The sequence below is a fragment of the Enterobacter sp. WP_7_1 genome (assembly GCF_003688535.1).
GTDB lineage: Bacteria > Pseudomonadota > Gammaproteobacteria > Enterobacterales > Enterobacteriaceae > Enterobacter > Enterobacter asburiae.
In genome coordinates this window covers 245,533-266,403 of record NZ_REFK01000002.1, presented here as the reverse complement: position 1 = coordinate 266,403, position 20,871 = coordinate 245,533, and the positions used below count along the sequence as shown (strand labels likewise).

25 protein-coding genes are annotated in these 20,871 nt (G+C 56.0%); 5 read left to right on the top strand and 20 right to left on the bottom strand.

Translation table 11 applies throughout. The features are described from left to right. Window positions 1–8: 8 nt before the first annotated feature. Complete coding sequence (locus BJ885_RS10650; protein WP_121931903.1) at window positions 9–281, bottom strand: PTS sugar transporter subunit IIB; 273 nt, start codon at window positions 279–281, stop codon at window positions 9–11. Window positions 282–361: 80 nt separating this feature from the next. Further along, window positions 362–805, bottom strand: coding sequence for a PTS sugar transporter subunit IIA (locus BJ885_RS10645; protein ID WP_121931902.1), 444 nt, complete (start codon window positions 803–805; stop codon window positions 362–364). Between the two features lie 235 nt (window positions 806–1,040). Between BJ885_RS10645 and BJ885_RS10640 the strand changes: the two genes are divergently transcribed. Continuing rightward, window positions 1,041–2,060 (top strand): LacI family DNA-binding transcriptional regulator, encoded by a 1,020-nt coding sequence (locus BJ885_RS10640; protein WP_029741925.1) that lies wholly within the window; start codon window positions 1,041–1,043, stop codon window positions 2,058–2,060. Between the two features lie 3 nt (window positions 2,061–2,063). On the opposite strand, the gene yfcD is transcribed toward BJ885_RS10640, so the two are convergent. Genes yfcD through yfcF form a run of 3 tightly spaced genes read right to left on the bottom strand, consistent with a single transcriptional unit; the run spans window position 2,064 to window position 3,926 of the window. Further along, window positions 2,064–2,618 carry an NUDIX hydrolase YfcD gene (gene yfcD, locus BJ885_RS10635; protein ID WP_023312551.1) on the bottom strand — a complete coding sequence of 185 codons (555 nt, stop codon included), beginning with the start codon at window positions 2,616–2,618 and terminating at the stop codon, window positions 2,064–2,066. Between the two features lie 55 nt (window positions 2,619–2,673). Then, a complete protein-coding gene (gene yfcE / locus BJ885_RS10630) occupies window positions 2,674–3,225 on the bottom strand; it encodes a phosphodiesterase (RefSeq protein WP_147449218.1) in 552 nt (183 codons plus the stop codon). Between the two features lie 56 nt (window positions 3,226–3,281). Then, entirely contained in the window at window positions 3,282–3,926 is a 645-nt protein-coding gene (gene yfcF / locus BJ885_RS10625) for a glutathione transferase (RefSeq protein ID WP_121931900.1), read from the bottom strand. Window positions 3,927–4,065: 139 nt separating this feature from the next. Here yfcF and yfcG point away from each other — a divergent pair, with 139 nt between their 5' ends. From yfcG to BJ885_RS10605, 4 genes are all read left to right on the top strand, one after another. Then, a complete protein-coding gene (gene yfcG, locus BJ885_RS10620) occupies window positions 4,066–4,695 on the top strand; it encodes a GSH-dependent disulfide bond oxidoreductase (protein WP_121931899.1) in 630 nt (209 codons plus the stop codon). Window positions 4,696–4,770: 75 nt separating this feature from the next. After that, window positions 4,771–5,139, top strand: a complete 369-nt coding sequence (folX, locus tag BJ885_RS10615; protein ID WP_023336419.1) for a dihydroneopterin triphosphate 2'-epimerase — start codon at window positions 4,771–4,773, stop codon at window positions 5,137–5,139. 13 nt (window positions 5,140–5,152) lie between these two features. After that, entirely contained in the window at window positions 5,153–6,046 is an 894-nt protein-coding gene (locus tag BJ885_RS10610; RefSeq protein WP_121931898.1) for a TIGR01777 family oxidoreductase, read from the top strand. A 44-nt stretch (window positions 6,047–6,090) separates the two neighbouring features. Continuing rightward, window positions 6,091–6,600 (top strand): GNAT family N-acetyltransferase, encoded by a 510-nt coding sequence (locus BJ885_RS10605; protein WP_121931897.1) that lies wholly within the window; start codon window positions 6,091–6,093, stop codon window positions 6,598–6,600. Between the two features lie 150 nt (window positions 6,601–6,750). On the opposite strand, the gene hisP is transcribed toward BJ885_RS10605, so the two are convergent. The 15 genes from hisP to pdxB all read right to left on the bottom strand — a co-directional run bounded on the left by hisP (window position 6,751) and on the right by pdxB (window position 20,766). Next, complete coding sequence (gene hisP / locus BJ885_RS10600) at window positions 6,751–7,524, bottom strand: histidine ABC transporter ATP-binding protein HisP (protein WP_023312558.1); 774 nt, start codon at window positions 7,522–7,524, stop codon at window positions 6,751–6,753. A gap of 8 nt (window positions 7,525–7,532) precedes the next feature. Beyond that, window positions 7,533–8,249, bottom strand: coding sequence for an ABC transporter permease (locus BJ885_RS10595; RefSeq protein WP_014071132.1), 717 nt, complete (start codon window positions 8,247–8,249; stop codon window positions 7,533–7,535). Then, window positions 8,246–8,932: a histidine ABC transporter permease HisQ gene (locus BJ885_RS10590; protein ID WP_014832782.1), complete on the bottom strand. Its 687-nt coding sequence runs from the start codon at window positions 8,930–8,932 to the stop codon at window positions 8,246–8,248. The genes BJ885_RS10595 and BJ885_RS10590 overlap by 4 nt, the downstream gene beginning before the upstream one ends. A gap of 88 nt (window positions 8,933–9,020) precedes the next feature. Beyond that, window positions 9,021–9,803 carry a histidine ABC transporter substrate-binding protein HisJ gene (gene hisJ, locus BJ885_RS10585; protein WP_023336423.1) on the bottom strand — a complete coding sequence of 261 codons (783 nt, stop codon included), beginning with the start codon at window positions 9,801–9,803 and terminating at the stop codon, window positions 9,021–9,023. 226 nt (window positions 9,804–10,029) lie between these two features. Then, window positions 10,030–10,812, bottom strand: a complete 783-nt coding sequence (gene argT / locus BJ885_RS10580; RefSeq protein WP_023312560.1) for a lysine/arginine/ornithine ABC transporter substrate-binding protein ArgT — start codon at window positions 10,810–10,812, stop codon at window positions 10,030–10,032. A 291-nt stretch (window positions 10,813–11,103) separates the two neighbouring features. Beyond that, entirely contained in the window at window positions 11,104–11,673 is a 570-nt protein-coding gene (locus BJ885_RS10575) for a UbiX family flavin prenyltransferase (RefSeq protein ID WP_029740194.1), read from the bottom strand. An 89-nt stretch (window positions 11,674–11,762) separates the two neighbouring features. Beyond that, window positions 11,763–13,280 (bottom strand): amidophosphoribosyltransferase, encoded by a 1,518-nt coding sequence (purF, locus tag BJ885_RS10570; protein ID WP_024908947.1) that lies wholly within the window; start codon window positions 13,278–13,280, stop codon window positions 11,763–11,765. A 33-nt stretch (window positions 13,281–13,313) separates the two neighbouring features. Further along, the gene (gene cvpA, locus BJ885_RS10565) at window positions 13,314–13,802 is read right to left on the bottom strand and encodes a colicin V production protein (protein ID WP_000262116.1); all 489 of its coding nucleotides are present in this window, start codon (window positions 13,800–13,802) and stop codon (window positions 13,314–13,316) included. Window positions 13,803–13,967: 165 nt separating this feature from the next. Then, window positions 13,968–14,660: a cell division protein DedD gene (gene dedD / locus BJ885_RS10560; protein WP_029740195.1), complete on the bottom strand. Its 693-nt coding sequence runs from the start codon at window positions 14,658–14,660 to the stop codon at window positions 13,968–13,970. Then, window positions 14,650–15,918, bottom strand: a complete 1,269-nt coding sequence (folC, locus tag BJ885_RS10555; RefSeq protein WP_121931896.1) for a bifunctional tetrahydrofolate synthase/dihydrofolate synthase — start codon at window positions 15,916–15,918, stop codon at window positions 14,650–14,652. Before folC ends, dedD begins: the two co-directional genes overlap by 11 nt. A gap of 70 nt (window positions 15,919–15,988) precedes the next feature. Continuing rightward, window positions 15,989–16,894 carry an acetyl-CoA carboxylase, carboxyltransferase subunit beta gene (accD, locus tag BJ885_RS10550; RefSeq protein ID WP_023336427.1) on the bottom strand — a complete coding sequence of 302 codons (906 nt, stop codon included), beginning with the start codon at window positions 16,892–16,894 and terminating at the stop codon, window positions 15,989–15,991. 154 nt (window positions 16,895–17,048) lie between these two features. Beyond that, the gene (locus BJ885_RS10545; protein ID WP_039263236.1) at window positions 17,049–17,708 is read right to left on the bottom strand and encodes a DedA family protein; all 660 of its coding nucleotides are present in this window, start codon (window positions 17,706–17,708) and stop codon (window positions 17,049–17,051) included. 28 nt (window positions 17,709–17,736) lie between these two features. Continuing rightward, the gene (truA, locus tag BJ885_RS10540) at window positions 17,737–18,549 is read right to left on the bottom strand and encodes a tRNA pseudouridine(38-40) synthase TruA (RefSeq protein WP_023312566.1); all 813 of its coding nucleotides are present in this window, start codon (window positions 18,547–18,549) and stop codon (window positions 17,737–17,739) included. Beyond that, complete coding sequence (locus BJ885_RS10535; protein ID WP_039263237.1) at window positions 18,549–19,562, bottom strand: aspartate-semialdehyde dehydrogenase; 1,014 nt, start codon at window positions 19,560–19,562, stop codon at window positions 18,549–18,551. The genes truA and BJ885_RS10535 overlap by 1 nt, the downstream gene beginning before the upstream one ends. A gap of 67 nt (window positions 19,563–19,629) precedes the next feature. Next, window positions 19,630–20,766, bottom strand: a complete 1,137-nt coding sequence (gene pdxB / locus BJ885_RS10530) for a 4-phosphoerythronate dehydrogenase PdxB (RefSeq protein ID WP_121931895.1) — start codon at window positions 20,764–20,766, stop codon at window positions 19,630–19,632. Window positions 20,767–20,871 lie beyond the last annotated feature (105 nt).

Genomic DNA, 20,871 nt, shown 5'->3' with positions numbered 1-20,871 from the left:
TATCAGGGTTATTGTCTGTCGAACCAGGCGCGCAGCTGCGCTTCAAGTTCGTTGATGTCGATGATGTTGTTGATCACCACCAGCTGGCTTTCCGGCACGCTGGCGCTGGCCGCAATGTCTTTTGCCATCACGAAAAGATCGGCCGCGCCCGGCGTGGCCGAGGAGAGGTCGGAATGTTCAACCTCAGCCTCAACCTCCAGTTTTTTAAGCACCTTTTTAATATTCATTTCGACCATAAAACTGCTGCCCAGGCCGGAGCCGCAAATAGCCATGATTTTCATTGTTGTCCCCTTATTTTGAGTAGAGCACGCCCCATCACGCTAGCGCGTAATGTTGTGAATAATCGGATTAAAGAATTAAATCAGAAGCGGTCAATAATCTTTTTAATTTCCTCCAGGGTATTCGCCTGATGCAGTTCAGCCATATCTGCATCGCTGGAAAATAATTCAGCCAGCGATGAGATCATCTCAATATGGCTATTTTTGTCGGGTGCCGCGAGCATAATAATGACATCGACAGGGTCAAACTCACCGGCACCAAACGAGACGCCCTGTTTTAGTTTTAATAAAGACAACCCCAGTCCTTTGGCGCCTTCCTCCGGCCGCGCATGCGGCATCGCCAGCCCCGGTGCCAGCACATAATAAGGTCCTAACGTGTGGTGCTGCTGGATGATGGCCGTGACGTATTCAGGCTCAATCACCTGCAAATCCAGAAGCGGCTTCGCGCACAGCTCCAGCGCCTGCGGCCAGGTTTCCACGCTATCCTGCAGCGTGATGGTTGTATCATATATCCATTTTTTGAGCACTTTTCACTCCCGCTACACGCTTGAAGATGAGCAAACTTTATTCAACACATCGCTGGATGACTGCGATCGGGATCACAAAGATAGCGCTACCAATGCTTAACATGCAGAAATGTGATAGCGCTATCAAATTGCAATCACGGCGCTAAATCACAGCAAAAAAAGGGATTTAAGGCGTATACTGCCTGTCACGTGAAGCGAAGGAAATGAAGAACGCGTCTGGTCAGCAGGAAGGTGTATGTCTCTAACCCGAAAACGGCGCAGTACTGGTAAAGTGACACTCGCCGATGTCGCACAGCTTGCCGGTGTGGGAACGATGACCGTGTCCCGTGCACTCCGCACGCCCGAGCAAGTTTCCGATAAACTACGAGAAAAAATTGAAGCTGCCGTGCAGGAGCTGGGCTATATGCCTAATCTTGCCGCCAGCGCGCTGGCCTCGGCGTCGTCGTGGACGATAGCCATGGTGGTGCCTAATCTCTCCGAAGCCGGCTGCTCGGAGATGTTCGCCGGGCTACAGCAGGTGCTACAGCCTGCCGGGTATCAGATCATGCTGGCAGAATCCCAGCATCGCCTGGAGCAGGAGGAAAAATTGCTGGAGACGCTGCTGGCGTCAAATATTGCCGCCGCTATCCTGCTCAGCGTTGAACATACCGACACCGTTCGCCACTGGCTGAAAAACGCCTCTATTCCGGTGATGGAGATGGGCGCCATGCGCGCCGACCCGATTGATATGAATATCGGGATTGATAACGTAGCGGCCATGTATGAGCTCACGGAAATGGTGATTAAGCGCGGCTACCAAAATATTGGCCTGCTGTGCGCCAACCAGGAGCAGTGGATTTTCCAGCAGCATTTGCAGGGCTGGTACAAAGCCATGCTTCGCCACCATATGTCGCCGAACCGTGTGATTAACGCGGCGATGCCGCCGAGCTTCTCCACGGGTGCCGCGCAGTTGCCTGAGTTTTTGCTGGCATGGCCAGAGCTGGATGCGCTGGTATGCGTCTCTGACGAGCTGGCATGCGGCGCGCTGTACGAGTGCCAGCGCAGGCGAATCAAGGTGCCGGACGACCTGGCGGTGGTAGGTTTTGGCGATAGCGACGTGAGCCGCGTCTGTCAGCCGCCGCTGACGACGATGGCGGTGCCGCATCGTAAGATTGGAATTGAAGCCGGGAAAGCGCTGCTGGAGCGTCTGAATGACGGTGACTGGCGCGATCAAAAGCCCATCGCGTCCAGTCTGTGTCTGAGAGAGAGTTGCTGAATCTTACTCAGCCTCTTCCTCTTTTTCTGATTTGGTCGATTCGTTTTTGGCGTTGCGGGTCATCCACAGCGCCAGCGCTTTTAACGAATCCGGCGTAAACTCGTCGCAGCGCGCGGTGATCTCTTCCGGCGTCATCCAGCTGACTTCGCTCACCTCTTCTTCCTGCAGAGCGAACGGGCCGTGGGAGACGCAGCTAAACAGCCCGCCCCAGACGCGGCAGTTTTCGTCTTCGAAATAGAACTGACCGTGCTCGGCAAACGGCACGCCGGCGATGCCTAACTCTTCTTCCGCTTCACGACGCGCGGAATCCAGCAGCACTTCATCTGCCTGGACAACACCACCTGCGGTGGCATCCAGCATACCCGGGAGAAAATCTTTGGTATCCGTACGGCGCTGGACCAGAATTTTGCCCATACCGTCATGCACAACAATGTACGTTGCGCGGTGGCGCAGACGCTCCGCACGCATTTGTTCGCGGCTGGCCTGCGCGATCACTTCATTCTCTTCGCTGACAATGTCAACCCACTCTGTACTTGCCAAATGACTCTGCTCCACCATCGGGAAACCTTCTCTTCTAAGCGCTCTTTCGGCGCGTTTGCAGTTGAGGTGTAACTTACGGATTAATCGCTACCTGCGCAATAACTTGCTGATCATTAAGTGCGATAACGCGCAGGGTATTTCCATCCAGCATGCCATAGCTCGCTGGATAACCGCCTTTCGGTATGCTGACCGAACCCGGATTGAAGTGATAAATCTCACCGCGCTTTTCAGCAACCGGAATATGAGTATGACCGTAAACCAGGACATCGCCAGCCGCGAGCGCCGGGAGATTATCCGGGCTAAAAAGATGCCCGTGCGTCAGGAACAGGCGGCTTTGTTCCTGCAGCACCTGCTGCCATGGCGCGGTAAGGGGAAAATGCAGCAGCATCTGATCCACTTCGCTGTCGCAGTTGCCGCGAACGGCGATAATGCGCGAGGCAACTGGGTTGAGCTTTTCCGCGACCTGAGCCGGAGCGTAGCCCTCCGGCAGCGCGTTGCGCGGGCCGTGATTGAGCACATCCCCCAGAATAATCAGCCACTGCGCGCCGCTTTGTGCAAACAGGGAAAGGACACGCTCGGTAGCGGGCAGCGATCCATGGATATCCGACGCAAACATCAGTTTCATCAGTCACTCCTCGGGAAAACAAACTGCCCCCATCATACCTGAAGCGTCAGGGCTTATCAGCCCGCGCGCTTGGCCGAGAGTGCCACATAGCGCTGCACGGAGGCGCGCTGCCACTGAAACGCGGCATAATCCACCAGCAGCTGCGGCACCTCATCGCCGTTGAGGATCAGGCGGTTAAGCATCAACGCCAGATCGGCGTCGGCAATGCACCACTCGCCGAACAGGTTCGGGTTGCCGTGGGCGAGGAGCGAGGTGGCGGTTTCAATCAGTTTTTGCGCGCTTTCACGGCCTTCAGCGCTTAGCGATGGCTTTTTGACCCCGGCAAACACGACGTCCGTCGAGCGTTCCACGCGAATCGGCACCAGATCGCTTCGCAGCCACGCCTGGATCTGCCGCGCCCGCGCGCGTTTTTGCAGGTCGTGAGGATAGATGCGCTCCCACTCGGGCGGCGCGAACCGATCTTCGAGATATTCATCAATCGCCGACGATTCGCTCAGGGCAAAACCGTCAATCTCCAGCACCGGCACCCGTCGGGTCAGGTCGTAACCCTGCCACTGCGGTTTGAGATGTTCACCGCCGTCAAGATCGACGGTCTTCAGCGTAAAAGTGAGCCCTTTTTCGGCCAGCGCAACGTATACGCTCATAACATAGGGAGAAAAGAAATTCGCATCGGACCACAACGTGATGACGGGCTGGTTCATAACATCCTCATAGCTGATAGGTTTTTACTCAACATATAATCTCTTTGCCTCGCTGTCACTTGATGAAAACTCACGATTTACAACAACCACCTATACTCATTTGTCATGGCACCACTCTTCGCATGGACAGGAGTTGAGAATGATCGACCTTTATTACGCCCCTACCCCAAACGGCCATAAGATCACCCTTTTTCTTGAAGAAGCCGAGCTGGATTACAGGATCATTCGCGTTGATATAAGCAAAGGCGCTCAGTTCAGCCCTCTCTTTCTGGCTATCTCGCCGAATAATAAAATCCCGGCCATTATCGATAACCAGCCGGCGGACGGAGGCAGACCGCTGAGCCTGTTTGAATCCGGTGAAATTTTGCTCTACCTGGCGGAGAAAACCGGCAAATTGCTGAGCGGCGAACTGCGCGAGCGTCATCATACCCTGCAATGGCTCTTCTGGCAGGCGAGCGGGCTGGGGCCCATGCTGGGTCAAAATCATCACTTTACCGCTTACGCCCCGCAGCCCATTCCTTATGCGATAGAACGCTATCAGGTTGAGACTCAACGGCTGTATGACGTTCTGAACCGTCGGCTGGAGAAAACGCCGTGGCTCGGGGGGGATCATTACAGTATTGCCGATATCGCCTGCTGGCCGTGGGTGAATACGCATGAAAAACACCGCATTGACCTGGCCTCTTACCCGGCGGTGAACAACTGGTTTGAACGCATTCGAACCCGCCCGGCCACCGAGCGGGCGATGCAAAAAATCCAGCAGATTTAACCCTCTATGAGGCTGGGTGCCCGCGAGCCTCTCATGTATGATGAGCGGGAAATACTGACACGGAGAAGACCTGCAATGTCACAGCCAGATGCTGTTATTCGTATAAAAAATTTACGCTTGCGTACCTTCATCGGTATCAAAGAGGAAGAGATCGCCAACCGTCAGGATATTGTCATTAACGTGGTGATTCACTACCCCGCAGACAAAGCGCGGGCCAGCGAAGACATCAACGACGCGCTGAACTACCGCACAATCACCAAAAACATCATCCAGTACGTGGAGAATAACCGCTTCTCTCTGCTGGAAAAATTAACTCAGGATGTGCTCGATATCGCACGCGAACATCACTGGGTCACTTATGCTGAAGTTGAGATCGATAAACTTCACGCCCTGCGCTACGCCGATTCCGTCTCCATGACGTTAAGCTGGCGACGCCAGGCGTAAACCTGGAGGTTGTATGAAGATTTTGCTGACCGGCGGTACAGGCCTGATTGGTCGTCACCTCATTGCGCGTCTGCAAGCCTTGCATCACGACATTACCGTGGTTACGCGCAGCCCTGAGAAGGCGCGCCAGGTGCTGGGGGCGGGTATCGATATCTGGAAAAACCTGGCCGAGCAGCAAAATCTGGACGGCTTCGACGCCGTTATTAACCTCGCGGGTGAACCCATCGCCGATAAGCGCTGGACGGAAGAGCAAAAGCAGCTGTTATGCAGCAGCCGGTGGAACATTACCGAAAAGCTGGTCGAGCTGATCCGCAATAGCCACACGCCGCCTTCGGTGCTGATTTCGGGTTCAGCGGTGGGCTATTACGGCGATCTCGGCGAGGTGGTGGTGACCGAGGAAGAGCCGCCCCATAACGAGTTTACCCATAAGCTCTGCGCCCAGTGGGAGCGTATCGCCTGTGCGGCGCAGAGCGATCGCACCCGCGTCTGCCTGCTGCGGACCGGCGTCGTGCTGGCGCCGAAAGGCGGCATTCTGGCGAAGATGCTACCCCCTTTCCGGCTCGGGCTCGGCGGCCCCATCGGCAATGGTCGTCAGTACCTGGCGTGGATCCATATCGACGATATGGTCAACGGGATTCTCTGGCTGCTGGATAACGATCTGCGCGGGCCGTTTAACATGGTTGCGCCGTATCCGGTGCGTAATGAACAGTTTGCCCACGCGCTAGGGCATGCCCTGCACCGCCCGGCGATATTGCGCGTGCCTGCCACGGTCATTCGCCTGATGATGGGTGAGGCGTCCGTGCTGGTATTAGGCGGGCAGCGGGCGCTGCCAAAACGGCTGGAAGCGGCCGGGTTTGCGTTCCGCTGGTATGAATTAGAAGAGGCGCTGGCGGATGTGGTGCGGTGAATATGTTACAGTGACAGGCCATGTTCCGAAGATATGGCGTAACAATGGCAACGATCGCTACTCCCCGGCTTCACCTCACTCCTTTCGAACCCACTGACTGGGCCTTCTTCCGCTCGCTGCGTGAAAATCGCAGCATCATGCGCTACATGGCCGCCATCGCGCCGGAAAAAGAGACCCGACGCGTGTTTGCCGCACGCCTGATGGCGGAGCATGTCTTCGTGATCCGCTCTCTGGAGGACGGTACGCCGCTGGGCGATATTGGCCTGCAAATCAGCCCTGAGAATCGTGAAGAGGCCGATATCGGCTATACGGTTGTGCCTGCCGCGCAGGGAAAAGGGATTGCCAGCGAGGCGCTGCGCGCGGTGTGCGATTACGCGTTTAACAAGACCAGCGTAAAAGCGATTAACGCGTACGTGCTGGCGGATAACGGCGGTTCGGTGCGGGTGCTGGAGAAAACAGGGTTTGTGCGTACGCAGGTGTTGGAAAAGTCGTATGAAATTGACGGCGTGCGCTATGACGACTGGGCGTATCGGCTGGAGTGCGGTGCGGCTTGATGCCCTCACCCCGGCCCTCTCCCACTGGGAGAGGGAGAACACCCGGCCAGTAGGCCCGGTAAGCGAAGCGCCACCGGGCGATTGGGCTGCACTGCGGTCTGATGCCCTCACCCCGGCCCTCTCCCACAGGGAGAGGGAGAAGGGCAAACTCTACTTCAAAGAACCCTTCAGGAACTGCTGCAAACGCGGGCTTTGCGGGTTCGCCAGCACCTCGTCCGGGTGGCCCTGCTCTTCGATTTTCCCCTGATGCAGGAAAATCACGTGGTTCGAGACGTTACGGGCGAAGCCCATCTCGTGCGTCACCACCACCATCGTTTTGCCCTCTTCGGCCAGCTTCTGCATGATGCGCAGCACTTCGCCAACGAGTTCAGGGTCCAGCGCGGAGGTCGGTTCGTCGAACAGCAACACTTCGGGCTCCATCGCCAGCGCGCGCGCGATGGAGACGCGCTGCTGCTGACCGCCGGAGAGATGCACCGGGTATTTCATCTGCTGGCGCTCGTCGATACCCACTTTCGCCAGGTATTTCACCGCGCGCTCGCGGGCTTCCTGCTTGCTCAGGCCCAGCACCTGAATCGGCGCTTCCATCACGTTCTCCAGCACCGTCATGTGGCTCCAGAGGTTGAAGTGCTGGAACACCATCGTCAGGCGCGTGCGCAGCAGGCGCAGCTGGTGTTTATCCGCGACCTTCAGCTGGCCGTCTTTGTCACGGACCAGGTTAATATTCTGCCCGCTCACCACAATCGAACCTTCGCTCGGCTTTTCGAGGAAGTTAATGCAGCGCAGGAAGGTACTTTTACCCGAGCCGGATGAGCCGATGATACTGATTACGTCGCCCGCATTCGCCTGCAGCGACACCCCTTTCAGCACTTCATGTTCGCCGTAGCGTTTGTGCAAATCAATAACGTTTAATTTGTTCTCAGCCATCATCTTTCTCAGTGCGTCGAAGAAGGTTTTATATGCTGCAACCAGCGTTTTTCAGCCTTACGGAACAGGCTAATCAGAACATAAGAGATAATTAAATAGAGCACCGCCGCAATGCCAAACGCGGTAAACGGCTGATAGGTCGCGGAGTTAATATCGCGCGCGATTTTGAGCAGATCCGGCACCGTCGCGGTAAAGGCGAGCGCGGTGGAGTGCAGCATCAAAATCACTTCATTACTGTACGCCGGTAACGCGATACGCAGCGCCGACGGCAGAATAATGCAGCGATAAAGCTTCACTGAGGAAAAGCCGTACGCACGCGCCGCTTCAATCTCACCGTAAGGGACAGAGCGAATTGCCCCGGCGAAAATCTCGGTGGTGTAGGCGCAGGTGTTGAGCGTCAACGCCAGCACCGTACAGTTCAGACCGCTGCGGAAGAACGCATTCAGCATCTCAGTGCCTTTTACGATCTCAAGCGTATACATCCCCGAATAGAACACCAGAAGCTGCACGTACAGCGGCGTACCGCGAAACACATAGGTAAACAGCCAGATCGGGAACTGGATAAATTTATTGTTCGACACGCGGCCAATGGCAAGAAACACCGCCAGAACGCCGCCCATCACTACGGAGGAGATCAGCAGCCAGAGCGTAATCGCCACGCCGGTAAAGCGGTAGCCATCCGTCCACAGCAGGGATTTCCAGTATTCCTGAATAATCTCAATCACAGGTCAGCCCTCTTCACACCCACGGAGTAGCGACGCTCGAGCAGAAGCAGCACACCATTGGAGACAGTCGTAAAGACCAGATAAATCACGCCGCAGACCACCGCAAAGTAGAACGGCTCCCAGGTGCTCTTGCCCGCCAGCTGAGTCGCTTTCACGACGTCTTCCAGACCGAGCAGCGAGACCAGCGCTGTCGCTTTGAGGATAACCTGCCAGTTATTGCCGATGCCAGGGAGCGCGTAGCGCATCATGGCCGGGAACATAATCCGACGAAACGTTTGTGAAGAGGTAAAACCAAATGCGGTTGCCGCCTCAATGTGGCCTTTCGGCACGGCCATGTAGGCACCGCGGAAGGTTTCGGTGAAGTAGGCACCGTAGATAAAACCGAGGGTAATAATACCGGCCACCATCGGGTCGATATCAATTTGTCCCATGCCCATCGCGTCCGTTACGCTATTCAGCGCAATCTGCAGACCGTAAAAGATAAGCAGCATCAGCACCAGATCGGGAACGCCGCGAATAAGCGTGGTGTAGCCTTCAAATATGAGCGCCAGCGGTTTGTTAGCCGAAAGCTTCGCCCCTGCGCCCGCCAGACCTATCAGCACCGCCAGCACCACGGAGCTGATAGCCAGCTCAAGGGTGACAAGCGCGCCCTGTAAAATAACGCCAGAAAATCCGTACAGCATACCGCGAGCCCTGTCGTATCGTGAGTGGTGGAACCGTGTCTTTTCCCCTCCCGCAGCGGGAGGGGCCGCACGTTATTTGACGGGGCGATTAGCCGCCGTAAACATTAAAATCAAAGTACTTTTTCGCCAGCTTGTCGTAGGTGCCGTCAGCGCGCATTTCAGCAAACGCTTTGTTCAGCGCCTCGCGCAGCTCGTTGTCTTCTTTGCGCAGGCCCATACCGGTGCCCACACCAAACAACTTCACGTCCTTAATAGACGGGCCGCCAAACTTGTAATCTTTACCCACCGGCGTTTTCAGGAAGCCTTCGCTTGCCGCGACTTCATCCTGGAATGCCGCATCAATTCGGCCTGCCGTCAGGTCAGCGTAGATATTTTCCTGGCCCTGATAGGAGACGATTTCAATCCCCTTCGGCGCCCAGTGTTCGTTGCCGTAGGTTTCCTGCGTGGTGCCCTGCAGCACGCCGACGCGTTTGCCTTTCAGGGACTCCAGCGTTGGCTGAATATCAGAAGCTTTAGCCACTACCAGACGAGAATCTGCCGCGTAGAGTTTGTCGGTGAAGGCAATCTCCTGCTGACGTTTTTCGGTGATGGAGAGCGAGGACATAATCACGTCGATTTTTTTCGCTTTCAGGGACGGGATCAGCGCATCCAGCGGGTTCTCAACGTAGGTACACTGTGCTTTGATGCGTTTGCACAGTTCATTGGCCAGATCGATGTCAAAACCGACCAGTTCACCCTTTGAATTCTTCGATTCGAACGGCGCATAGGTTGGATCGGTACCAATCCGAATTTTCTGCGGTATGGCTGCGAATGCCGCGGTGGCGCTGGAAAAGGCCAGTACCAGAGATAGTGACAACACGAGTTTTTTCATATTTGTCCTCAACAAACTGTCTTCATACGGGATTTTTACGACGACGGGGTGGTGCTAATGTGCCATCAATCGCCTCTGTCAGGCAAAGACTAATGCCCTTCAGGCGGGAATTTTTGCATTATAAATGCGTAAGTATGCACAAAGCGATCCAATACGGTGCAACAAATGCACCGTAATGAGTCAACCGCTCCCGTAACGCACCTTTGCGGTGCGTTAGCGCCAGGTATTATTCACCGTATACGTTGAAGTCGAAGTATTTCTTCGCCAGTTTGTCGTAAGTACCGTCTTTACGCAGCTCTGCAAAGGCTTTGTCGAAGGCGGCTTTCAGCTCGGTATCATCTTTGCGCAGGCCAATACCGGTGCCGTCACCAAAGTATTTTTTGTCTTTTACCGACGGGCCCGCAAACGCGTAGTCTTTACCTGCAGGCTGTTTCAGGAAGCCTTCACTCGCGGCGACTTCGTCCTGGAATGCCGCATCCAGACGGCCTGCGGCCAGGTCAGAGTAAATCAGATCCTGGTTCTGGTAAGCCACCACGTCTACACCCTTCTCACGCCAGGTCGCATTGGCATAACCTTCCTGCGTCGACCCCTGAAGCACGCCAACATGCTTGCCTTTCAGCGAGTCGATGGTTGGCTTAATCGGGGAGCCTTTCGGCGCAATCAGGCGAGAATCCGCAGCGTAGAGCTTGTCAGAGAAGGCAATCTCCTGCTGGCGTTTTTCGGTGATGGAGAGAGAAGAGATAATGGCGTCGATTTTCTTGGCTTTCAGCGACGGGATTAACGCGTCAAAGTCGCTGCCCACCCATGTGCATTTCACCGCAATGCGTTTGCACATTTCATTTCCCAGATCGATATCAAACCCTACGAAATCGCCTTTCGCATCCTTGGAAGAGAATGGCGCGTAGGTTGCGTCTGTACCGATACGAACCGTCTGTGGAAGCGCTGCGTAGCTACCTGCTGCCGCACTTAACCCCACGAGCAAAGACAGAGCCAGAACCGTCTTCTTCATACATTTACCCTCAAGTACCGTGATTTTATTATGTATTGTGTTGTGTGTTGTGTTGCAGGCTTCATCTTGCAGGTCTTATGCCACATTGCCGTCTGGTCAAAACTTCGACGTTAAATATGTTAATAAAACGTTGCGATATTGCCTTAATGGTGAAAGATAGCAGGTCTGCCGAACGAACCGGAAAGAGAAAAAGGGAAAAAACGAATTAAATGTCGAGGATATGATCGCCGTTGCATAATTGCCCTGAAACAGGGCAACGTCTCTTTTCATGCACTCTGTTTGTGCACAGAATCAGGCCCCTTGCCAGCGGGTGAAAAGATCTTCAGGCAGGTCGATGTCAAACTGATCCAGCACGCGGTTAACGGTCTGGTTAATCACGTCATCCAGCGAGGTCGGGCGATGATAAAACGCCGGTACCGGCGGCATGATGATGGCGCCAAGCTCAGCGGCCTGGGTCATTAAACGCAGATGGCCGAGGTGCAGCGGCGTTTCCCGCACGCAGAGCACAAGAGGACGACGCTCCTTCAGCACCACATCCGCCGCGCGCGTCACCAGGGTGTCGGTATAGCTGTTCACAATGCCGGAGAGCGTTTTAATTGAACAGGGCAGGATAACCATGCCGGCCGTTTTAAACGAGCCTGAGGAGATGCTGGCGGCGATATCACGGGCATCGTGAACCACGTCCGCCAGTGCCTGAACATCGCGCAGGGAGAGATCGGTTTCCAGAGAGAGGGTCTGCCGCGCCGCCTGGCTCATCACCAGATGGGTCTCGACTTCCGCCACGTTACGCAGAACCTGTAACAGACGTACGCCGTAAATCGCGCCGCTGGCGCCGCTGAGCCCAACAATGAGTCGTTTCATGATTTTCGCCCTTACTGATTTCAGGGCAGACTGTGCAGGATTTTGCGGGGAGTTGCAAGTGAGGGCCTTCGCCCTCACCTGCCGGAGCATCAACCTTCGTTGTGCATCTCTAAGCTTTCAAGATCGTTCTGCATCTGAACGGCTTTCGCATCGTCGTTGCGCAGAGAATCAAGATAGTCGAGGTACTGCTGGTCAACGTCTTTGGTCACGTAAATACCGTTGAACACGGAGCATTCAAACTGCTGAATTTCCGGGTTCTCGGCACGCACCGCGTCGATGAGATCGTTCAGATCCTGGAAAATCAGGCCGTCGGCACCGATGATCTGGCGAATTTCATCCACTTCACGGCCGTGAGCGATCAGCTCGTTGGCGGTTGGCATATCGATGCCGTACACGTTCGGGAAGCGAATCTCCGGCGCTGCAGAGGCCAGGTAGACTTTCTTCGCACCCGCTTCGCGCGCCATCTCGATAATCTGCTCGGAGGTGGTGCCGCGAACGATGGAGTCATCCACCAGCAGAACGTTCTTGTCGCGGAATTCCGCGCGGTTGGCGTTCAGCTTGCGGCGCACGGACTTACGGCGCAGGTGCTGGCCCGGCATGATAAAGGTGCGGCCAACGTAGCGGTTCTTCACGAAGCCCTGACGGTATGGTTTGTCCAGAATGCGGGCAATCTCCAGCGCGATATCGCAGGAGGTTTCCGGGATAGGAATAACCACGTCGATGTCGAGATCGTCCCACTCGCGGGCAATCTTCTCGCCCAGCTTCGTGCCCATGTTGACGCGCGCGCTGTAGACGGAAATCTTGTCGATGAAGGAATCCGGGCGGGCGAAGTAAACGTATTCAAACAGGCACGGGTTGCTGACCGGGTTATCGGCACACTGGCGGGTAAACAGCTGGCCCTTCTCGGTGATATAGACCGCTTCGCCCGGCGCAACGTCACGCAGGAACTCAAAGCCCAGGGTATCCAGCGCCACGCTCTCAGAGGCAACCATATATTCGGTACGGCCATCGCCGAGATCGCGCTTGCCGAGCACCAGGGGACGAATGCCGTTTGGATCGCGGAAGGCTACCATGCCGTGACCGATAATCATCGCTACGCAGGCGTACGCGCCGCGGATCTGGCGGTTCGTCGCGGCAATCGCAGCAAAGATGTTGTCTGCTTCCAGCGGGTAGTGACGGAAGTTATCCAGCTCGCTGGCGAACACATTGAGCAGGATTTCAGAATCAGAGGTGGTGTTAATGTGGCGACGTTTCTCTTCGAACAGCTTTTTACGCAGCTCATGCGCGTTGGTCAGGTTGCCGTTATGGGCAAGGGTGATGCCATACGGTGAGTTGACGTAGAAAGGCTGTGCCTCAGAGGCGCTGGAACTGCCAGCAGTAGGATAACGAACGTGACCGATCCCCATATTACCTTGCAGACGCTGCATATGGCGGGCTTCAAACACATCGTTTACCAGGCCATTCGCCTTGCGTAAACGGAAGCAGTTGTTTGCATCAATGGTGATGATACCCGCAGCATCCTGCCCACGGTGCTGAAGCACCGTTAACGCGTCATAAATCGACTGGTTTACCGGCATGAAACCGGCGATACCGACAATACCGCACATTCGTCTTTTCCTCGTTAAGCCACATCTCAGGGTTTATGCCCTGGGCAAAAAACTCGACGAGCTTTGCAGATAGTCAAAGAACCATCTGATGATGAAGCTGAACTCTGGAATGAGCTGCGATTTCTGCCAGTCTTCGCTTTTGGAGAACCCGGTGAAGGTATCCAGGAAGAACAGGATCGCGGCCACAATCAGCACGCCTCGTAACGCCCCGAAACAGATCCCGAGCACCCTGTCCGTTCCTGACAGACCGGTTTTCTCGACCAGCTGACCTATCACGTAATTCACGATAGCGCCGACAATCAGCGTTGCGATAAACAGCACCGCGATAGCGATTCCATTTCGGACCAGTTCATCTTCAAAGCCCGTGAACCAGACAGACAGGTAAGTGTAGTAATGACTGGCAACAAAGAAAGCACAACCCCAGGTCACCAGCGATAACGCTTCACGAACAAAGCCACGGATCAGGCTAACCAGACAGGAAAAACCAATCACCGCAATGATGGCGTAATCAATCCAGACCATATGTGTCCCACGATTTAACGCCCTGTCATCCAGTTCGGGGCGAATTCTAACAGAAAAAGAAAACGTTTGCGTAGGGATTTCCTTCCCGCGCGTAAATAAAAAAGGCGCTGAAAAAATGTTCAACGCCGTGGCTTATCGCCTCTCTCTTTAAGGAGCAGGTCGTACTTAGTTCGCGCTGTAGCCCATTACCACACCGCTCAGGCCGGAGATCTGCTTCAGCTCACCGAGCGAACCTTTAAGCTTATCTTTGGACGCTTCTGGCCCCACGAGGATACGGGTAATTTTACCCTGCACCGGCGTGGAAGGTGAAGTGTAAACACGATATCCCGCACTGCGCAGTTTGCTCACGACCTCGTTGACCTTATCGGCGTTTTTCAGCGCGCCGAGTTGCACAACGTAAGCTTTACCGGTCGGTGCCGCGTCTTGTTTTGCCGGCGGTGGGGTTTCTGACGCGGCAGCCAGCTGCTCTGCGGCTTTATCCCGCTGCGGTTTCGGCTGCGGCTGCGGCTTCTCAACCGGCTTCGGTTTTTCAACAGGTTTAGGCTGCTCTACCGGCACCGGATCGATATCGCTGTTGCTCGCTGCCGCCAGGCGTGACGGATCGAGCGACGGGGCGGCGGCATCGCCTGCACGCACCTCTTCCGCCGCACCTTCCGGCGGCTGGGCAGGCAGCGCCTGCGTCGCCGCTGGCAGCATATCCGGCTCATCGCGGTCACCCGGTTTCGGCACCAGCGGAATAGCGGCAAACTCGTCCTGATAATGCTTTTTCTGCCCGTCGAGCAGACCCGGGAGAATAATCACCCCGAGCGCGACCAGCACAATGGTTCCTGTTAAACGGTTCTGAAACTTACTCGCCACCGGTTCTCCCCGCGTCCATCACTTCCATGACATGTGCCACCGTGTGGAATGAACCACACACCAGCACGGTATCTTCTGGTTTAGCATCCGCCATCGCGGCATGCCAGGCCTGAGCCACGCTACTATAGATTGCGCCTTTGCCGAGATGTTCCATCAGCTGCTCAGCCGTCGCGCCGCGCGGCCCCTCCAGAGGAGCACAATACCAGCTATCGACCACACTCTCCATGCAGGCCAGCGTCCCGCCGATATCTTTATCATGAAGCATACCGATAACCGCCAGCACGCGCCCGGTTTTTGGTAACGATTTGAGACGTCCCGCGAGATACGCCGCCGCATGCGGGTTATGCGCCACGTCCAGAATCAGGCGCGGTGACTCGCTGACAATCTGGAAACGCCCGGGCAGAATCGCGTTCTGGATGCCGTCGCGGATCGCCTGCTCGCTGACCACGAGGCCGCTGGCGCGCAGTGCCGCGAGCGCGGTTGCCGCGTTCGGCTGCGGCACCTGCGGCAGCGGCAGGTTGTCCAGCGCGCCCTGCGCATCGCTAAAGCGCCAGACGTTTTCCTGAACCTCATACTGCCAGTCAACGCCGCGGCGCAGCAGACGCGCGCCTTTCTCGTTTGCCACGTCAGCAATGGTGTGCGGCATATCCGGCTCGCCGACCACGGCGGGCTTATTTGCGCGGAAAATACCGGCCTTCTCGCGGCCAATGCTTTCACGATCCGGTCCCAGCCAGTCGATATGGTCCAGCGCGATGCTGGTGACCACCGCCACGTCCGCATCCACCATATTGGTCGCATCAAGACGTCCGCCGAGGCCGACCTCAAGGATCACGACATCCAGCTGCGCCTGTTTGAACAGCCACAGCGCCGACAGGGTGCCGTATTCAAAATAGGTTAATGAGATCTCGCCGCGCGCGGCTTCAATTTCCGCGAACGACGCCGTATGCGCCGATTCCGGCAGCTCGCTGTTCTGCACGCGAACGCGCTCGGTGTAGCGGACCAGGTGTGGAGAGCTGTACACGCCAACTTTGTAACCCGCGGCCATCAGGACAGATTCCAGCGTGCGGCAGGTCGTGCCTTTACCGTTGGTACCCGCGACGGTGAACACGAAAGGTGCCGGTTTGAGCACATCAAGACGCGCGGCGACCTGGCTTACGCGCTCAAGCCCCATATCGATGGTTTTACTGTGCAGGTTTTCCAGATAAGAAAGCCACGCGGCCAGGGGCGACGTGGCTTGGGGAATGCTTTTATTTTCCATAATGCCCGGTTGTCATTAACAGATTAGAAAGCAAAAGGGCAGCGCCAACCGGCCCTGCCCTTTTCAGTTATCAGGCCTCGGGTTCCTGATCCGGTACCACCACGCCTTCGCGCGGCTCATCCGGGTTTGGCGCTGGCAGATTCATCAGCTTCGCCAGGATGCTCGCCAGCTTCAGGCGCATTTCCGGACGGCGGACAATCATGTCGATGGCGCCTTTCTCAATGAGGAACTCACTGCGCTGGAAGCCCGGCGGCAGCTTTTCACGAACGGTCTGCTCGATAACGCGAGGACCCGCAAAGCCGATCAGCGCTTTTGGCTCAGCGATGTTCAGATCGCCCAGCATCGCGAAGCTCGCGGAGACGCCGCCCATGGTTGGGTCGGTCAGCACGGAGATGTACGGAAGACCGCGCTCCTGCATTTTCGCCAGCGCAGCAGAGGTTTTCGCCATCTGCATCAGCGACATCAGCGCTTCCTGCATACGCGCGCCGCCGGAGGCAGAGAAGCAGATCAGCGGACAGTTGTCTTCCAGCGCCTGCTCAACGGCACGCACGAAGCGCGCACCGACCACGGAGCCCATTGAGCCGCCCATAAAGGCGAACTCAAACGCAGCGGCAACAACCGGCATCTCATGCAGGGTGCCTTTCATGACGATCAGCGCGTCTTTCTCGCCGGTCTCTTTCTGTGCAGAGGCCAGACGATCTTTGTATTTTTTGGAATCGCGGAACTTCAGCACGTCTTTTGGCTCGAGTTCGCTGCCCAGCTCTACCAGAGAGCCTTCGTCCAGCAGGCTATGCAGGCGGTTGCGCGCCGACATACGCATATGGTGGTCACACTTCGGACACACCTCAAGGTTGCGCTCCAGCTCTGCGCGATACAGAACCTGACCGCAGCTATCACACTTCGTCCATACCCCTTCAGGAATGCTCGCTTTGCGCGTTGGGGTAATGTTGCTTTTAATTCGTTCAATCCAGCTCATTGATAACCTTTCTGCCTGAACCTGGTCGTATGCCAGTTTTGCTATAAGAGGCGAATAATGCCATTTTTGCCTCCAACAGACCATGAATGTTGCACATTAAAACATAACAGCCCGAAACTTTGGATAAAAAAGTGGTCGAACCGCCAGCGTGCATTTACTTCGCTTGTTTTGCCGCCGCACGTTTGTGACGAATGATTTCGATAACGCCCGGCAGTACGGAAAGCACAATAATCGCTACAATCAGTAACTTAAGGTTTTCCTGCACCACCGGAAGATCGCCAAACAGATAGCCTGCGTAGGTAAACAGCAGTACCCACAGCAGTGCGCCAACCACGTTGTATGCCGCAAAATGACGATAGGACATATGCCCCATTCCCGCCACAAACGGTGCAAATGTGCGCACAATAGGCACAAAACGCGCAAGGATAATGGTTTTTCCGCCATGGCGTTCATAAAACGCATGGGTTTTGTCTAAATAGCTGCGACGGAAAATTTTCGAATCAGGATTGCTGAACAGCCGCTCACCGAACACCCGTCCAATCGTATAGTTGACCGCATCACCGACAATGGCGGCAATCACCATCAGCACAACCATAAGATGCACGTTCAGATCGTTAGTGGGCAACGCCGATAGCGCCCCGGCAACGAACAGCAGTGAATCCCCCGGCAGGAATGGGGTAACGACCAGACCGGTTTCACAAAACAGAATGAGGAACAGAATGGCGTAAACCCAGACGCCATACTGCGCGACCAGCTCCGCAAGGTGAACATCAATATGCAGAATGAAATCAATCAGAAAACGAATTACGTCCATATTGTCTAAGCCCTAATTGCACCTTTGTTTAGTCCGCTAAAAATAGCGGGCCCATTGGCGGTTTCGGCAGGTCAAATCGATCCGGATAGTCTACTGAGACCAGATACAATCCTTCCGCTTTCGCCGTGGCTGCCGCAAGCGTTCTGTCCTTCGCTGCCAGCAGGTCTGCAATCCAGCTCTCCGGCTGGTGTCCGGCACCCACTTCCATCAGGCTGCCCACAATATTCCTAACCATATGATGTACAAAGGCATTGGCTTTGATATCCACCACCACATACGCGCCAAAACGGCTGACGTTTATGTGCATGACGTTGCGCCACGGCGTGCGGGACTGACACTGCACCGCACGAAACGACGTAAAGTCATTTTCACCAATCAGACACTGCGCCGCGCGATGCATACGTTCCGCATCAAGCGGTTCATAAAAATGCGTCACGCCCTGGCTTAACACCGCCGGACGCAGGCGCTGGTTGTAGATGACATAACGGTAGCGACGCGCCGTGGCGCTGAAGCGCGCGTGAAAATCATCCGGCACAGCTTTTACCCAGCGCACCGCAATGTCACCAGGCAAATTCGCATTTACACCCAGCGTCCAGGCGGCATCCTTACGCACGGCGGTGGTTTCAAAGTGAACCACCTGCCCCGTGCCGTGAACTCCCGCGTCCGTACGTCCCGCGCACAGGACGTTAATCGGCTCGTTTGCCACCTGAGAGAGCGCTTTTTCCAGCTTCTCCTGGACGCTGCGCACCTCGTTCTGACGCTGCCAGCCATAATATTTACTGCCATCGTACTCAATTCCGAGGGCTATTCTATGGACCGGCTTTTGTTCCACGTCTGACATCAGTACAGGTACTCCTGCACCAGTTTTTCAGCGATTTTGACCGCCATCAGCGCGCCGCCGAAGCGAACGTTATCGGCAACGGACCAGAACTGAACCTGTTCCGGCATGCCGTAATCGTTACGCACACAGCCAACGGAAAGATGCGCGCTGCCCGTGGCATCACCAACCTGCGTCGGGAACTCGCTCTCTTCAGAGAGCACGATGTCTTCACCGCGGCCAAACGCGTCGCGCGCCTCTTCTGCCGCCAGCGGACGGAGGGCTTCAAAGCCGACCATCTGCGCGTGGCCGTAGAAGACCGGGGACTGCACGACGTTCGCGGAGATCATCAGGCCATCGTCCTGCAAAATTTTGCGCACTTCATCGACGATACGACGCTCTTCGCGCACGGAGCCCTCGCGGTCCGGCAGCAGCGGCAGCATGTTGAACGCGAGCTGGCGGCCAAAGAAATCATCTTCGTCAATCGGGATACCGTTCAGCAGCTTCGCGCTCTGCCCGGCCAGCGCGTCAACGGCCTTTTTACCGTTCGCGGACGCCGACAGCAGGCTGGTGACGGTAATGCGCGACAGGCCGCCGTCGTCGATCAGCGGTTTCAGCGCGGTCAGCAGCTGGCTGGTCAGGCTGTTCGGAACCGCAATAACGTTACGGTTGCGGTAGTCAGCCAGCACAAACGGGTTCACGTCCGGCACCACCAGCGGCACATCCGGCTCCATTGAGAACAGACCGCTCAGGTCGATCACCAGGCAGCCAGCGTTAGTCGCCTCTTCAACGTACGCAGCAGTCGCTTCAGCGCCCGCAGCAAAAAACGCCAGCTGCGCCTGCGTCCAGTCGAACGCGGCCGCGTCCTGGACCATGACGGATTTACCGTTAAAACGCAGATGCTCACCTGCGCTGTCGGTACGGGCCAGCGCATAGATATCGCCCACCGGGAACTGACGCTCAGCAAGGGTTTCGAGCAGGGCTTCGCCCACGGCACCCGTGGCACCTAAAATGGCAATGTTCCAGCCTTCAGACATGGTGGTTTACTCCAGAAATAAAAAAGCGTCCCTGTCGGAGTATCCGACAGGGAGCATTAAGAAGACATTAATGCGCCGGGTGATGAACGGCGTTAAATCCCAGCTTATGCAGCAGCGTCGCCGCCGACGCGTCGTCGCACATCACATACAGGGAAGACCACTCGCGGCGCTCAACGTAGTTCTTGCGCAGCTTATCAAACTCACCCGGGATCCCCGCCACTTTACGCAGCAGCGCATCATCGCGGCGCACATCATACACCAAATGCACCAGCCTTTTCAGCGTTGCCTGATCGAGCGGGCCGTTCAGGGTAATGCGGCCAAATTCAGGCGCGGGGAGTAAGGTATCGAGCGCTACCTGCTGCGGATGGCCGATAAAAGCGCTGTAGGCCTCGAAGACCTGCGTCGTACCGCGCGCTTTCCCCTCGAGGGTATAACCGGCGATATGCGCCGTGCCCACGTCCACCTTGCTAAGCAGCTCAACGTTGAGATCCGGCTCCGGCTCCCAGACGTCCAGCACCACGCTGAGGTGTTGTCCTTCATTCAGACATGTCAGCAGCGCGGCGTTATCGACGACCGGACCACGGCAGGCATTTATCAGAATAGTGCCAGCCTTCAGACGACGGATCAGCGCCTCGTCAGCAAGATGCAGTGACTTATACGGCCCCTCTTTAAACAGCGGCGTGTGGAAAGTCAGCACGTCACACTGTTCAACCAGCTCATCCAGCGAGCGGAAATCCCCGTCATCGCCGTTGTCTTTACGCGGCGGATCGCACAGCAGCGTGCGGATCCCTAACGCTTCCAGGCGCTTTTGCAGGCGCCCGCCGACTTTACCCACCCCAATAATCCCCACGGTGCGGTCTTTTAGCGCAAAACCGTCGCGCTCGGCCAGCATCAGCAGGGAGGAGAAAACGTATTCCACAACGGCGATGGCGTTGCAGCCCGGCGCGGCGGAAAAACCGATTCCGGCCTGCTTCAGCCATTTATCATCCACATGATCGGTCCCTGCCGTTGCGGTTCCGACAAACTTAATCGCTTTACCGGCGAGCAACGCCTCATTTACTTTAGTCACCGAGCGCACCATCAGCGCGTCTGCGTCATCCAGTTCGTTGACCGGGATCGGGCGACCAGGGACAGCCTTAACGTTACCCAGGCGGCTAAACAGCTCACGGGCGTAAGGCATATTTTCATCAACGAGGATTTTCACGTCTGAGTACCTGTTTGAGAGGAAGAAAACCTGCCAAGTGTGCCATAATCTGGCCGCCAGGCATATATGTATGCCTGGTTTACGCTGAGTTTTGACTTTAAGGAT